The sequence below is a fragment of the Flavobacterium sp. IMCC34518 genome (assembly GCF_027111095.2).
GTDB classification, from domain to species: domain Bacteria; phylum Bacteroidota; class Bacteroidia; order Flavobacteriales; family Flavobacteriaceae; genus Flavobacterium; species Flavobacterium praedii.
The window spans coordinates 2167070-2183849 of the sequence record NZ_CP114284.2; the positions used below are offsets into that span (position 1 = coordinate 2167070).

Annotated in this window: 6 protein-coding genes and 1 tRNA gene; 5 read left to right on the forward strand and 2 right to left on the reverse strand. The window is 36.8% G+C overall.

Annotated features, from left to right (window positions below):
• Positions 1 to 43 precede the first annotated feature (43 nt).
• From OZP06_RS09190 to OZP06_RS09210, 5 genes are all read left to right on the forward strand, one after another.
• Positions 44 to 130 (forward strand) — tRNA-Ser (locus OZP06_RS09190).
• A gap of 945 nt (positions 131 to 1075) precedes the next feature.
• Entirely contained in the window at positions 1076 to 10786 is a 9711-nt protein-coding gene (locus tag OZP06_RS09195; RefSeq protein WP_269221602.1) for an Ig-like domain-containing protein, read from the forward strand.
• Between the two features lie 35 nt (positions 10787 to 10821).
• Positions 10822 to 11748: a type IX secretion system membrane protein PorP/SprF gene (locus tag OZP06_RS09200; protein ID WP_269221603.1), complete on the forward strand. Its 927-nt coding sequence runs from the start codon at positions 10822 to 10824 to the stop codon at positions 11746 to 11748.
• A gap of 10 nt (positions 11749 to 11758) precedes the next feature.
• The gene (locus OZP06_RS09205) at positions 11759 to 13699 is read left to right on the forward strand and encodes an OmpA family protein (RefSeq protein ID WP_281323629.1); all 1941 of its coding nucleotides are present in this window, start codon (positions 11759 to 11761) and stop codon (positions 13697 to 13699) included.
• A 248-nt stretch (positions 13700 to 13947) separates the two neighbouring features.
• Positions 13948 to 14655 carry a porin family protein gene (locus tag OZP06_RS09210; RefSeq protein ID WP_281238128.1) on the forward strand — a complete coding sequence of 236 codons (708 nt, stop codon included), beginning with the start codon at positions 13948 to 13950 and terminating at the stop codon, positions 14653 to 14655.
• Here the strand turns inward: OZP06_RS09210 and OZP06_RS09215 are convergent.
• Together OZP06_RS09215 and rpoN are read right to left on the reverse strand one after the other, a co-directional pair.
• Complete coding sequence (locus tag OZP06_RS09215) at positions 14650 to 15255, reverse strand: hypothetical protein (RefSeq protein WP_281323630.1); 606 nt, start codon at positions 15253 to 15255, stop codon at positions 14650 to 14652. The genes OZP06_RS09210 and OZP06_RS09215 overlap by 6 nt on opposite strands.
• A 39-nt stretch (positions 15256 to 15294) precedes the next feature.
• Positions 15295 to 16761: an RNA polymerase factor sigma-54 gene (gene rpoN / locus OZP06_RS09220; protein ID WP_269221607.1), complete on the reverse strand. Its 1467-nt coding sequence runs from the start codon at positions 16759 to 16761 to the stop codon at positions 15295 to 15297.
• Positions 16762 to 16780: the final 19 nt, after the last annotated feature.

Below are 16780 nucleotides of genomic sequence, written 5' to 3' on the forward strand. Positions count from 1 at the left end.
AAAATTCATTTTTTTTAGTGTTCTTTGCACACCAAAATAAAATAGAGAGGTGTCCGAGTGGTTGAAGGAGCTAGCCTGGAAAGCTAGTATATGGGTAACTGTATCGAGGGTTCGAATCCCTTCCTCTCTGCAGATTTAAACGTATTTTGCTTCTTAAAGCAGAATACGTTTTTTTTAAATTTAAATTTTCATTTGCTATGTTTTTTTGTAGTAAAAATAGCGAGTAAAAGTACCTATATGTGTATTTCATCGATATAAGTGTATTTCGGTCTATTTTTATTGTGCTTTTATTTAAATTTTATGTTATGTTTGTTACTCCAAAGACAAATAAACTTAACCACCAAAGAATATGCATAAATCTACTTTATTAAGGTTTGCTTATGCAAATCCTATAGCTCTCCTGTTTTTTATTCTATTTGTTAATTTTTCACATGCTCAATCAATAATTAATACAACGAACTGTGTAGATTTTTCTGAGGAATATAAATGTTTGTATTGTGAAAAAGGGGATAGTAATATTGATTTCTCAACAAGACAAGAAACAAGTTTAATTGTAAAAGAAAATTGTGATAATATCTCTTTTAATGAATTTGTTGGAATTGTTAATGAAAATAAAGAGTTAACAAATAAATACAATTTCGATACTATTTTGTTCGTGCAGTATTACAAACAATTTTATATTTTTTATAAAAACATTTCATAAGTAGTATTTCATGTGGCTTGTTAAAATAATGTTTATTTAAAAAATTAAGCATTTTTAAAAAGTACTTTTTCATACCCTCCAGCAATTTTTTACACAACATTTATTTTATTGTAAAAATTATACTTCATATTTACATTTCAAAACACCTTAAAAGGCTATATTTAAATACAATATCTCTTACTATTAATTGAAAATGTTGTTTTTTATAGTTGAAAATTGCCCTTAAACGACAAATAGATCTTAATGAGTAAGTTGTTTGCTACTTTTGTCCGCGTTTAAAAATTATTATAATTTCTTTTCTTATGAATTCATAATGATTAGATGAAATTTTAGTTTTTAAATTTTTTTACCCCTGTTAAATACCACAAACCTATGCATAAAACTACTTTTTTTAAGAAAAAAGCGATTTTTTCTGTGCTTTTATTTTTGTTTCTTATTTCTTTTTCTTTCTCCCAATCTGGTAAAGATGGATCATTAACCATTAATTCATCAAATACGGTTTTAAATCGATATTCTAGAGTTTTAGTTGATGTTACTGTTGGAGCCACAACCATTACTGTTACAGATATCAATGATCTTAATAGAGATGGAATAAGTTATTTGCCATCTGGATTTACTACTAGTGCTACTGGATTTGCTTCAAATGCCTTGACCAAAGGGGATCTGATCATGATTTATCAAGCTCAGGGTGCTATTATTGATAAAACAGATATAATGAACTATGGTTCTGTAACCAATTATAACGGTGCAGGAAGCTATGAATTGGCTTATGTAGAAAGTGTAACTGGCAATACTATTACATTAAATTGTGCGGTAAAGCTTTCCTATTTTGCGGCTCGTTATGTACAAGTTATTCGAATTCCACAATATACTACCTTAACCGTTAATACAGTATCATCGGTAGTCGCTATTCCATGGGGGGAACCTTCTTTTAGTAAACAGAATGGCGTTGTTTTAGGAGATCCTTCTTCTTTAGAACGAAGAAGAGGCGGTTTTGTAGGTGTTTTGGCTAATACTATAGTTAATAATGGTTCCATTAATGCCAATGATGCAGGATTTAGAGGAGGTACTATTGAGAATAGTTCAGCTGGACAAGGTACTGGTTTTAATACACAATTTGTAACTAATAACCCTGCTTTATCTGCCGAAAAAGGAGAAAGTATAGCGGGTTATCGTACCGATTATGATTTGATAAACGGAAGATATGGTAGAGGATCTGCAGCCAATGGAGGTGGTGGAGGTAATTCACACAATGCAGGTGGTGGTGGAGGATCTAATGGTGGAGTTTTAGCCAATTGGTTTAGAGGAGCAGGTGTTATGAATGATTTTGGAGGGACTTGTGGTACTCCTGGAGCATGGACATTAGATCCCAATTATATCGCCAACGGGAATGCTTTAACCAATTCATCCGGAGGAGGTAGTGGTGGGTATTCTTTCGCTTCGTCAAGTCAAGATGCTTGTTTAATTGGACCATCGTATCCCGCTGGTTTTATTTCGGCAGGTGTCCCTGCGGCAAATGTTTTAAATTCAGGTACAAGCTGGGGAGGGGATAATAGAGATGCGGTAGGAGGATTAGGTGGTAGACCTATTGTTTCTGCAGGGATGCAAAGTCAGATTTTCTTTGGTGGTGGAGCCGGAGCCGGAGATGGAAATAATGGAGCAAATGCCGATGGTGGTGATGGAGGTGGAGTTGTTTTCTTGGTTGTTTCTAATGCCATTTCTGGAACAGGAACCATTCAATCTAATGGACAAAATGGTTTTAATACTGTTTCAGGACATAATGACGCACCTGGTGGTGGAGGTGGAGGTGGTACTGTTTTGGTTCAAGCCAATTCTATCGCAAATACGCTTACTATAAATGCAAACGGAGGTAACGGAGGAAATCAATTAATAACTAATGGCGAGTCTGAAGGTCCAGGTGGTGGAGGTGGAGGTGGAGTAATCTCTGTTAATGCTATAAAAGATGCTTCAGTCAAAACCATTCTTGGAGGTGTAAACGGTAGAACGAGTTCTACTGCTATGACCGAATTTTTGGCCAATGGAGCGACTAGTGGTAATGTAGGTTCAATTGTGGGTATTGCAATAAATTTGAATGCTACCATTTGCCAAACCGATTTAGAAATAAACAAAACGGTTAGTTCGTTAAATCCAAATATTGGTGATAATGTCACCTTTACCATTTCGGTTAAAAATAATGGTAGTTTTGATACGACAGGTGTAGCAGTAACCGATGTATTGCCTTCGGGATATACTTTTGTTGCAGCAACTCCTTCGGTTGGGACTTATGATTCTGGAACTGGTGTATGGACAATTGGAGCTTTAACCAATGGAGCAACAGTTAGTATGACCATGATAGCTACTGTTTTGGCTACAGGTCTTTATTCCAACACAGCAACTATTACCGCAAATAACTTAGGGGATCCTAATACGTCTAATAATACAAAGTCAGTAATTCCTTTTCCTATTATTCCTGGTGATAAAGATGGCGATCGTGTTGTTGATTCCGTTGATTTAGATGATGATAATGATGGGATTTTGGATACTGTTGAATATGGTATTTTAATTGACCCTTTTATAGATTCGAATTCAGATGGTATTCCAAATTATAAGGATTCTAATTCATCTGGTTTTGTAGATACAAATACTGACAGTGTTGATGATCGGTACGATTTAGATTTAGATGGTATTATTAATCAGTTTGATCTAGACTCCGATAATGACGGTTGTTCAGATGCTAATGAATATTATGGATTAATCAATGCCGATGGAAATCAAACAGGAACAGATAATGGTCAATATGGTTCAGGTATTCCAGTTGTTAAAATTGATGGAACTGTTGTAGCTGCTCCTTACTCTGGAGCCTATTCTGGTGCTATTTCGTCTGGGGTTTTAAGTTCAGTTGTAAATCCAACCAATCAATCTTCAGTTGTTGGAGGTACTGTAACTTTTTCAGCATCTGCCTCAGGAGGTTCGGCTACGACCCTTTATCAATGGCAGCAAAGTACAGATGGAGGAATGACTTGGTCAACTATTGTAGATGGCGGCATTTATTCTGATTCGCAAACAGCAAGTTTAAAATTGACTGGTATAACCTTATCAATGAAAGATTATGATTATAGAGTTTTGGTTACTCAAAGTAATTATGTTTGTGGTTTAATAAGTAGTTCGGCTAATCTAACCATCTTAAATTCTCCTCCTATTGCAATTGATGATGATAGAAGTGGTTTCGCCTTAACAGAAGATGGAGCGGATGGAACATTTAATATTATTGCAAATGATATTGATGGTGATGGTAATCCAACTTCTCCTTTCAATGCCGTAGGTAGATTTACGGTTGATTTTGATACGTCTAAAAGTGGAATTGATACTTCAGTTCCTAATGCTCAGGGGGTATGGACATTTAATAATGCAACAGGTTTTGTAACTTTTAACCCAGCCAATAATTATAATGGTACAGCTACACTAACTTACAGGTTATGTGATCCAACAAGTGCATGTGATGACGCTATAATTACATTTGTAGTGAATTCCGTAAATGATACTCCAGATGCTGTTAATGATGATAGAAGCGGTTTTCCTTTAACAGAAGATGGAGCCAATGGAACATTTAATATTATTGCAAATGATACTGATGGTGACGGTAATCCAACTGCTCCTTTTAATGCTGTAGGTAGATTTACGGTTGATTTTGATACAACTACTCCTGGAATTGAAACTTCAGTAACCAATACGCAAGGAGATTGGACATTTGATAATGCAACAGGTTTTGTAACTTTTGATCCTGCTACTAATTTTAATGGGACAGCTACTTTAACGTATCGATTATGTGATGTAACCTCTCCAACACCTTTATGTGATACTGCTTTAATAACATTTGTTGTTAATGCGGTTAATGATGCGCCAGTAGCCTTAAATGATACAGCAAGTGTTAATGAAGATGCAACATTAACCGTTGCAACAAGTGGCGTATTGGGTAATGATACTGATGTTGATGCAGGAGCAACAAAAATAGTCACAGCAGTTCGATTAGGAAATACAGAAGGTTCAGGTACAGCAGGAATCCTTGGTTCAACTTTGACAGGAACTTATGGTGATCTTATTCTAAATACAAACGGAAGCTATACTTATGTTGCGAACAATGCCCAAGCATTAGCAGCAGGAGCAACCGCACATGATTACTTCAATTATACTATGTCTGATGGTACATTTACAGATGTTGCTATTATTGATATTACGATTACAGGTATGAACGATGCGCCAATTGCACAAAACAATGCTTACAGTGGGCTAGAAGATGCCGTTTCTATAACAGGAAATGTCATTACAGACAATGATATAGTAGCAGGATTGGATGGCGATATCGATTCAACAATTTTAGAAGTAAAAGAATATACTATCGCTGGAATCACTGGCACACAATCCGTAGGATCGGCAGTAACGATTCCAAGTGTTGGAAGCCTTACGATATTGACAGATGGAAGTTTAACGTTCGCACCCGTTGCTAATTATAATGGAACGGTTCCAACGATTACGTATACTTTAACCGATGGCGTTTTAACCGATACTGCCGATGTTGTTATTACAGTAACAGCAGTAAATGATGCGCCAATAGCCAATAACGATACCGTCACAACAACCGAAGATACTCCAGTAACAATCAATGTAGCAACCAATGTTGCAGGATTAGATACCGATGTTGACGGGACCATTGATGTAGCGACAGTTGATTTAGACCCAGCTACAGCAGGAATTCAACCGACATTCACGGTAACAGGGGAAGGAACCTACAGTGTAGCTGCTACAGGAGTAATCACTTTTACCCCAATATTAAACTTTAACGGAACAGCCACTGCAATTAATTACACTGTAAATGATAATTTAGGATTAGTATCCAATACAGCTACTTTGACAATTACAGTAACAGCAGAAAACGATGCACCAATAGCCAATAACGATACCGCCACTACAACCGAAGATACTCCAGTAACAATCAATGTAGCAACCAATGTTGCAGGATTAGATACCGATGTTGACGGGACCATTGATGTAGCGACAGTTGATTTAGACCCAGCTACAGCAGGAATTCAACCGACATTCACTGTAACAGGGGAAGGAACCTACAGTGTAGCTGCTACAGGAGTAGTCACTTTTACTCCAGTATTAAACTTTAACGGAACAGCCACTGCAATTAATTACACTGTAAATGATAATTTAGGATTAGTATCCAATACGGCTACTTTGACAATTACAGTAACAGCAGAAAACGATGCGCCAATAGCCAATAACGATACCGCCACAACAACCGAAGATACTCCAGTAACAATCAATGTAGCAACCAATGTTTCAGGATTAGATACCGATGTTGACGGAACCATTGATGTAGCGACAGTTGATTTAGACCCAGCTACAGCAGGAATTCAACCGACATTCACCGTAACAGGGGAAGGAACCTACAGTGTAGCTGCTACAGGAGTAGTCACTTTTACCCCAGTATTAAACTTTAACGGAACAGCCACTGCAATTAATTACACTGTAAATGATAATTTAGGATTAGTATCCAATACAGCTACTTTGACAATTACAGTAACAGCAGAAAACGATGCACCAATAGCCAATAACGATACCGCCACTACAACCGAAGATACTCCAGTAACAATCAATGTAGCAACCAATGTTGCAGGATTAGATACCGATGTTGACGGGACCATTGATGTAGCGACAGTTGATTTAGACCCAGCTACAGCAGGAATTCAACCGACATTCACCGTAACAGGGGAAGGAACCTACAGTGTAGCTGCTACAGGAGTAGTCACTTTTACCCCAGTATTAAACTTTAACGGAACAGCCACTGCAATTAATTACACTGTAAATGATAATTTAGGATTAGTATCCAATACAGCTACTTTGACAATTACAGTAACAGCAGAAAACGATGCACCAATAGCCAATAACGATACCGCCACTACAACCGAAGATACTCCAGTAACAATCAATGTAGCAACCAATGTTGCAGGATTAGATACCGATGTTGACGGGACCATTGATGTAGCGACAGTTGATTTAGACCCAGCTACAGCAGGAATTCAACCGACATTCACTGTAACAGGGGAAGGAACCTACAGTGTAGCTGCTACAGGAGTAGTCACTTTTACTCCAGTATTAAACTTTAACGGAACAGCCACTGCAATTAATTACACTGTAAATGATAATTTAGGATTAGTATCCAATACGGCTACTTTGACAATTACAGTAACAGCAGAAAACGATGCGCCAATAGCCAATAACGATACCGCCACAACAACCGAAGATACTCCAGTAACAATCAATGTAGCAACCAATGTTTCAGGATTAGATACCGATGTTGACGGAACCATTGATGTAGCGACAGTTGATTTAGACCCAGCTACAGCAGGAATTCAACCGACATTCACCGTAACAGGGGAAGGAACCTACAGTGTAGCTGCTACAGGAGTAGTCACTTTTACCCCAGTATTAAACTTTAACGGAACAGCCACTGCAATTAATTACACTGTAAATGATAATTTAGGATTAGTATCCAATACAGCTACTTTGACGATTACAGTAACAGCAGTAAATGATGCGCCAATAGCCAATAACGATACCGTCACAACAACCGAAGATACTCCAGTAACAATCAATGTAGCAACCAATGTTGCAGGATTAGATACCGATGTTGACGGAACCATTGATGTAGCGACAGTTGATTTAGACCCAGCTACAGCAGGAATTCAACCGACATTCACGGTAACAGGCGAAGGAACCTACAGTGTAGCTGCTACAGGAGTAGTCACTTTTACCCCAGTATTAAACTTTAACGGAACAGCCACTGCAATTAATTACACTGTAAATGATAATTTAGGATTAGTATCCAATACGGCTACTTTGACAATTACAGTAACAGCAGAAAACGATGCGCCAATAGCCAATAACGATACCGCCACAACAACCGAAGATACTCCAGTAACAATCAATGTAGCAACCAATGCTGCAGGATTAGATACCGATGTTGACGGAATCATTGATGTAGCGACAGTTGATTTAGACCCAGCTACAGCAGGAATTCAACCGACATTCACTGTAACAGGGGAAGGAACCTACAGTGTAGCTGCTACAGGAGTAGTCACTTTTACCCCAGTATTAAACTTTAACGGAACAGCCACTGCAATTAATTACACTGTAAATGATAATTTAGGATTAGTATCCAATACAGCTACTTTGACAATTACAGTAACAGCAGTAAATGATGCGCCAATTGCACAAAACAATACTTACAGTGGGCTAGAAGATGCGGTTTCCATTACAGGCAATGTGATCACGGACACTGATGCAACAGCAGGATTAGATAGTGATATCGATTCAGCAACTTTAGAAGTAAAAGAATATACAATTGCCGGAATTGCAGGCTTACAAACCGTAGGATCAGCAGTAACGATTCCTAGTGTTGGAAGCCTTACGATATTGGCTGATGGAAGTCTTACATTTGTACCCGTTGCTAATTACAATGGAGTTGTTCCAACGATTACGTATACTTTAACCGATGGTGTTTTGACCGATACAGCCGATGTCGTTGTTACTGTGACAGCTGTCAATGATGCGCCTGTTGCGGTTGATGATATTAACACTAATATATCAGCTAATGCTGGACCAACAGCTATCCATATTTTGGTAGCTGCAGATGCTGACGGAACAATAGCCACTTACACAGTTTTAAGCTTACCAACAAACGGAACTTTAGCTTTATCAGGAACGGCAGTAACGTTAAATCAAGTGTTGACATCAGCAGAAGTTGCTTTGTTGGCCTACGATCCAAGCGGAAGTTTCACAGGAAATGATACATTTAAATTTACTGCAACAGATAATAATGGCGCTGTTGATGCAACTTCAGCTACAATTACATTAGAGGTAGTCTTTATTTCACCTGCCCCACCGGTTATATTTGCAGCTGATGATTTATCTGGATCTTTATTGAGCAGCAATTCAGTTCAAGAGGTATTAAATGTATTGGATAATGATGCTGTAGATTTGGCCAAAGCTACTTTGAGCAATGTACTAATATCGACAGTCACAGCTGATCCAACGGGCTTTATGACATTAAAATCAGATGGGACAGTTGAAATGGCAGCCTTTACACCGTCTGGGACATATACAATGACATATTCCATTTGTGATAAATTAAACCTAAATAATTGTGATACGGCTATAGTTACAGTAACAGTTGGTTGTGGTTTATCAACAGCTATATCGGGTTTAATTAAAAATGAGCTTACTAATACCCCCTTAGGGAATGTTCCGGTGACTTTGAAGCCAATTAATACAACTACCGGTCCAATTTTGTTGAGTATTACCAAAGCAGATGGCAGCTATTCATTTACAGGAATGATACCAGGGGATTATGTAATCCAGGTTCAAGACGCGAATTTGAATGCGGCCCAAGAGTTGTATAATACAACACCAAGTTTCTTGATATTAAAAGTAGAAGATTGTAAATATCAAAAGATTGATTTTGGATATAATAAAACTGATTTATTAGTTTTAGGTGATTTTGTATGGTACGATTTAAACAACAATGGAGTGCAAGATGAGTGGTACGATGCCAATAACGATGGTCTTGTGACTAAAAACATACCAGATGCAAATGGCGTAATTGATTTCAGTAAATGGGAATGGATTGATTTTAATGGCGATGGAAGTTATAAAGGGATCCAAAATGCGGGAGAATTGAACGCAGCCGGATTTGGTAATGGAACCACAAATGTTCCTAATATATTTGTAACGGGTCCTAATGGATTCTCCAGAAGCGTAACGATGGGAGTTGAAGGCTATTGGAGAACAAGAGCGCCACAAGGAGCTTATGGAGAATATAAAATTGAGTTTATAAAAGAAGCTAATTTTGAACAAGCTTCTGAGGCGATGTCAGCTTCTGGATTGGTTAAAGTATTGCCAAGCGGAACACTAAAACAAGCGCGTACAGAAAAATCAAAAAGTTATGTTGACTGTGGTTTAACCACCAATACTATTTTGTACGCTCAGTTTACAGAATCAGTAAAAGTTAATTTGAATTTAGATTTTGGAATCAGTTGTAAAACCTATGCCGATATTCTAGCGGTCAATGACGATGCAGGAACAGTAGATGGAACTCAAGCATTAACAGGAGTTCTCAATGTATTGTCAAATGACACAATCAATGGATTGCCGGCTAAGGCTTCAGATGTAAGTATCACATTGACACCAAGTCCAAATTTCACAATAGGAACAGATGGGCTGTTGAATGTGTTGGGCAATACACCAGGGGGTAGCTATAGCTTAAATTACAGCATTTGTGAGAAAGCCAATCCTAGCAATTGCAGTCAAGCCACGATCACTATTGTAGTAGAAAGGCCTAGTATTGCTTTAGTGAAAACGGCGAAATTCAGGGATGAGAACAACGATGGATATGCACAGCCAGGGGAAACCATTACCTACAGTTTTGAAATAACCAATACAGGTAATACACCATTGAGTAATGTAATTATTAGTGATCCATTACCAGGAGTTATCATGTCAGGATCTCCATTAACATTGGCCATAGGAGAAGTCAGTACGACACATTTCTCGGGCTTGTATTTTATTAAGCAATCAGATATTAATTTAGGAAGTATTTCAAATCAAGCTACTGTTTATGGTACAGCACCAAGCGGAAAAGTAGTAGAAGATAAATCGGACGAGTTGAATTTGGTGGATGATAATCCAACGGTACTGAGTGTTTCGGGCTGTGCAATAGAAGTCTTCAATGCAGTGTCACCTGATGGTTCGGCAGGGATCAATGACAAGTTTTATGTAAAAGGCTTAGAATGTTATCCGGAGAATTCGATAGAGATCTTCAACCGTTGGGGTGTTTTAGTATTCGAACGCGAGCATTACAATAATGAAGATAGGGCTTTTAAAGGAGTTTCCGAAGGTCGAGTAACCATAGAGAAATCATCAGAATTACCCGTAGGAACCTATTTTTATATACTGAAATACAGAGACAGTGCCAATAATGCATTTGAGAAATCAGGATATTTGTATTTGAACAGAAAATAGTTGGATAAGTCCCTAAGCTTAAAAAAAACACACACATGAAAACGAAAATAATAGGGTTGGTATTAATGCTTTTATCCTTTGTAGGCTTTGCCCAACAAGATGCACAATACACCCAATACATGTACAATACAATAGTCGTGAATCCAGGTTATGCAGGATCTCGACAAGCCATGAGTATTTTTGCATTACACCGCAATCAATGGGTAGGAATAGATGGCGCACCGGTGACGAACACCTTTTCGATCAATACACCAATAAATGATAGTAAAGTAGGCTTGGGATTGTCATTTGTAAACGATCAAATAGGGCCATCGGATGAGAACAATATAGCCGTTGATTTCTCATACACTATCCCTGTAAATTATAAATATAAAATGTCATTTGGAATAAAAGGTAGCGCAAATTTATTAAACGTTGATTTTACAAAACTGAAACAAAATCCAGGCGATGCTATTTTTGAAGAGAATATCGACAATAAATTTTCGCCCAATATTGGAGTTGGATTTTACTTGCATTCGGATAATGGTTATTTAGGATTGTCAGCGCCCAATTTAATCGAAACGGTACATTTTGATGGGACGGCCACCTCGAGTTCAAGCAGCCATATTGCCACCGAGAAAATCAATTATTACCTGATAGCAGGATACGTATTTGATTTAAATCCAAGTCTAAAATTCAAACCCTCGTTGCAAAGCAAATACGTACAAGGAGCACCACTTCAGGTGGACGTGAGCGCCAATTTCATGATGAACGAAAAATTCGTAGCGGGATTAGCCTACAGATGGAGTGCTGCGATGAGCGCCATGGTGGGCTTCCAAGCCAGCGATTCATGGTTTATAGGATACAGTTATGATTTTGACACAACAGAATTGGCACAATACAATTCGGGTTCCCACGAAATCTTTTTGCGATACGAATTGTTTAACAAGTTTGACAAAATTATCTCCCCAAGATTCTTTTAAAACCACACCTATGAAAATTAAAACTACACTATATAGCCTTTTTATATTGCTTTTGTTGACCTCAGGGTACGCCCAAAAAAAAACAGTTGCCAAAGCGGATGTCAATTACGATCGTTATGCTTATGTCGATGCCATAGTCAATTATGAGAAAGTGGCAGCCAAAGGATACCAAGACGAAAAGATGTTTCAAAAATTAGGGAACGCCTATTATTTTAAAGCCGAATTGCCACAAGCATCAAAATGGTATGAGCAACTATTTACATTGTATCCCAATCAAGAGGCCGAATATTATTACCGCTACTCACAGACCTTAAAATCAACAGGAGATTACAAAAAGTCGGATCAAATGTTGGAACAGTTTAATTTAAAAAGTGGTAACGATAAAAGAGGGATATTATTCAAAGAGAATAAAAATTATCTAGAGGAAATCAAGGCCAATTCGGGACGTTTTCAAGTAGTGGATGCAGGAGTTAATTCGGCATTTTCAGATTATGGGAGTTCCTTTTTAGGCGATAAATTAGTATTTGCTTCCGCAAGAGATACTGGAGGTGTTTCCAAGAAAGTATTCAAATGGACCAACAAATCCTTTACCAATTTGTATGCATCAGAGATGAAACCCGATGGTGAGATGGGAATTCCGGAACGATTTGTACGTACTATCAATTCGAAGTTCAATGAATCAACTCCGATATTTACCCAAGACGGCAAAACCATGTATTTTACACGAAACAACTACCTAGAAGGCAAAAGAGGAAGAGATTCGAGTAAAAACACTTTATTAAAACTCTACAAAGCCACATTGGATACAGAAGGCGAGTGGAGCAATGTAACAGAATTGCCATTTAACAGCAATGAATACAGTGTGGCTCACCCTGCATTAAGCCAAGACGAAAAAACCCTGTATTTTGCCTCGGATATGCCTGGGACATTAGGCCAGTCGGATTTGTTTAGCGTTAAAATCAACCAAGATGGTACATATGGAACTCCAGAGAATCTAGGGCCGGAAATCAATACCGAAGGCCGAGAAACCTTTCCGTTTGTATCGGAAGAAAATGAATTGTTTTTTGCCAGTGATGGCCGCCCAGGTTTAGGGGGATTGGATATTTTTGTGGCCAGAAAAGAGGTAGATGATAGTTTTTATGGCATTCAAAACGTTGGGGAACCGATAAATAGTAATCAAGATGATTTTGCGTTTTTAATCAATAAAAAGCGCAATGGATTTTTCACATCCAATAGAGAAGGTGGAAAAGGATACGATGATATTTACCGATTTGTGGAGTACAAAAAATTGATTTGTGATCAAATGCTTTCGGGCTTGATAACAGATCAAGAAACCAAAGAAATAGTGTCGAATGCAAAGATGAGTTTATTTGATTCCAATTTCAAACCGTTGCAAGTTGCCCAAACCGATGCTCAAGGCAGGTATAGTTTTGCAGTAGATTGCAGTAAAAAATATTATGTAAGAGCCGAGAAAGAGGACTATCAAACCAAAGAAGGATCAGTTAGATCAAAAAGTTTCAGCGGAAGCAAAGACTACTCGATGGAGTTGGAGCGAAGAATCAAGCCAATAACCGTAGGAACAGATTTGGCCAAAACCTTAGACATTCCGATGATTTATTTTGATTTGGACAAGTCATACATTCGTAAGGATGCCAGTTACGAGTTGGCCAAAGTATTGACCGTTATGCAGCAATACCCAGCGATGAAAATCGAAGTGCGTTCGCATACCGATAGCCGCCAAACCGCTGCTTACAACGAGAAATTATCCGATAGAAGAGCCAAAGCTACAGTGGCTTGGTTGGTTAAAAACGGCATTAATTCAGCACGATTAATCGGGAAAGGATATGGAGAATCTCAATTGGTCAATCCATGTGCCGATGGTGTAAAATGTTCCGAAGAAGAACACCAAGCCAACAGACGAAGCGAATTTATAATTGTTTCGATGCAGTAAATGTAATCGTATTTAAAACCAAATCCCTTCTTTCTTAATGTTTATGATTGAAGGGTTTTTTTGTGGTTTTTAATTTGCTTTTAAAAAGTAATAGCAAACTATCAAATTGGTATATTTGTAAGTGTAATTTTAATTCATGTTCAGCATTAGAATTCAGATATAGTAAATTTCTATGCGAAATCTGGGTGTTAAGTAATAGTATTAAGTTTGCTGTAAAATAGTTTGTTTTTAATTTAACTTTCAAAAGAATGATGCGAATATTTCTTGGATGTTTTCTTTTTTTATCCGTTTTTAAAGGGTTGTCACAAGAAGTGCCTTTTTCTATAGATACACTGCATGTTAAAATTGATAGTCTTTACAGGGAAGATCAATTTTATGCTGGGATTAATTACAATTCAATAATTACAAAACCAGTTGGTGTTTCTCAAAATAAAATATCTTTTGGTTTTTCTGCTGGATTTCTTAGAGATATGCCTTTAAATAAAAGTAGAACTTTGGCAATTGCTCCTGGAATTGGTTTTTCATTTGATAATTATATTCAAAATATGGCTATTGTTGGAAGTGGAAAAAATCCAATTTATGGTGTGATTCCGTCTAATGTGGATTACAGTAAGAATAGGTTTGAAAAATGGCGAGTTGAAGTTCCTATTGAATTTAGATGGCGAACTTCGACACCCGAAGAGTTTACTTTTTTTAGAATTTATGGAGGCTTTAAATTTAGTTATTTGTTATCTGATAAGTCTGTATTTGATGATAGTATTCAAAAAATAGTAATCAAAAATAATAAAGATTTTGAAGAATTCCTTTATGGAGTGTATCTTTCGATAGGATATAGCTCCTTTAATTTACAGGTATATTACGGTTTGAACAACCTTTTTAAACCTTCAGCGCAAATTGATTCAGTCCCTATAAAAATGGATATCCTAAGTATTGGGATTGTGTTCTATATTTTATAACCAAAGAAATAAAAAGGCTAATTGAGGAATACTCCCTACGAATAAACCAATCATCAATTCATTTGGAGTATGTGCGTGCATAACCAAACGCGATGAGGCTACAAAACCATTCATTAAAAGCATAATTGGCACTAAATAAATATTGCCCAATTGTAAGTGTATATTCATACCAAAAATAAAAACGGTTAATGCAGAAATACCTAGCATGTGGAGACTGGCTTTGCTTTTTATAAATAATAATCCTAGGGCAAATAAAGTACTAAATAAAGCACCTAAAAAAAAGAAATGTAATTCAGGGAATTGTTCTAATGTGATGCTTTTTCGTAACAATAGAATGATTAAAAAACTTTGAAAAACCAAGGGAATTTTGCGTTGATCCAAATTTGCAATCATAATAGAGTCTACTCTTTCGGTATAGCGCAATACAAGAAACAATGCCATTGGGATCAAGATTGTGACTATTGCTATTTGCAAAAGAAAAGTAGCAATTTGTTCTATTTTGTATTCGGTAATATGGAATAAAAAATAGAAAAAACTAGCTTGCACCGGAATAAAAATCGGATGAAAAATATAGGAGAATATTGGTAGTATCTTTTTCAATTTCGAAAAGAGGTTTTAAAATAGTATTTGAATAAGGATCTATAATTTTCTTCTCATTCGAGCAACAGGTATTTCTAGATGTTCACGATATTTGGCTATGGTTCTTCGGGCTATTGGATATCCTTTATTTTTTAGAATTTCTGCCAACAGATCATCAGGTAGTGGGTTGCTTTTGTCTTCTTCTTCAATGGTGTTGAGAAGAATTCTTTTTATTTCAATGGTACTAACTTCTTCTCCTTGGTCGTTTTTCATAGCTTCTGAGAAAAACTCTTTTACCAATTTTGTTCCATAAGGTGTTTCGACATATTTACTATTGGCAACTCTAGAAACGGTCGAAATATCAAGTCCAACTCTATCAGCAATATCTTTTAGAATCATCGGTTTTAATTGGGTTTCATCTCCATCAAGTAAATAGTCTTTTTGGTAATGCATAATGGCATTCATGGTCACAAACAAAGTATCTTGACGTTGTTTTATGGCATCGATAAACCATTTGGCCGAATCTAATTTTTGTTTAATAAACTGTACAGCGTCTTTTTGCGAATGGGATTTATCTTTCGACTCTTTATACGTCTGCATCATTTCTTGATAATCTTTAGAAACGTGCAAAGCGGGGGCATTTCTGCCATTTAAAGTAAGTTCCAATTCCCCATCTACAATTCTAATTGCAAAATCAGGGACTACATTTTCAGTTATTTTATTGTTTCCTGTAAAAGAACCTCCGGGTTTTGGGTTTAATTTTTCTACTTCATGAACTGCATTTCTAAGCTGCTCATTAGAAATATTGAATTTTTGTATCAATTTGTCGTAATGCTTTCTTACAAAAGCATCAAATTGTTGTTCGATCATTAAAGTGGCCAGATCCACAGATTCTGTTGGGGTTTTTCTTTTTAGTTGCAATAATAGACACTCTTGTAAATCACGAGCACCGACGCCAGTAGGTTCTAATTCGTGAATAATATGCAAGATGTTTTGGACTTGTTTTTCTGTGGTATAAAGCCCTTGAGTAAAAGCCATATCATCCACTAAATCAGGAATACTTCGTCTTAAATATCCTAAATCATCTATGCTGCCAACTAAAAACTCCGCAATATCTCGCTCCTCGTCAGTTAAAATAAAAGTATTTAATTGATTGATTAAATCCTGATGAAAGCTTATTGAGGCTGCAAATGGGGTTTCTTTTTCCTCATCGTCATCGCTATAGTTGCTTATTTGTGTCTTGTAATCTGGGGTATCATCATTATTTAAATATTCGTCTATGTTTATATCTTCAGATTCAATTCTATCTGCTTCAGAATCATCATAGTCGTCATATTGTTCGTTGTCAAATTCGTCTTTTTCGTGAAGATCCTCTTCTTTGCCAGATTCCAAAGCAGGATTTTCATTCATTTCTTCTAATAATCTTTGTTCAAATGCTTGCGTAGGCAACTGAATTAACTTCATCAACTGTATTTGTTGTGGAGATAATTTCTGTGATATTTTTAAATTTAAAAATTGCTTTAACATTTGTCTTATTGTTTAAAGG

What these genes read in the sequence shown, in the direction of transcription:
- OZP06_RS09195 (WP_269221602.1), top strand. Translation starts at nt 1,076, where the DNA reads ATGCATAAAACTACTTTTTTTAAGAAAAAAGCGATTTTTTCTGTGCTT.
- OZP06_RS09200 (WP_269221603.1), top strand. Translation starts at nt 10,822, where the DNA reads ATGAAAACGAAAATAATAGGGTTGGTATTAATGCTTTTATCCTTTGTA.
- rpoN (WP_269221607.1), bottom strand. Translation starts at nt 16,761, where the DNA reads ATGTTAAAGCAATTTTTAAATTTAAAAATATCACAGAAATTATCTCCA.
- OZP06_RS09205 (WP_281323629.1), top strand. Translation starts at nt 11,759, where the DNA reads ATGAAAATTAAAACTACACTATATAGCCTTTTTATATTGCTTTTGTTG.
- OZP06_RS09210 (WP_281238128.1), top strand. Translation starts at nt 13,948, where the DNA reads ATGATGCGAATATTTCTTGGATGTTTTCTTTTTTTATCCGTTTTTAAA.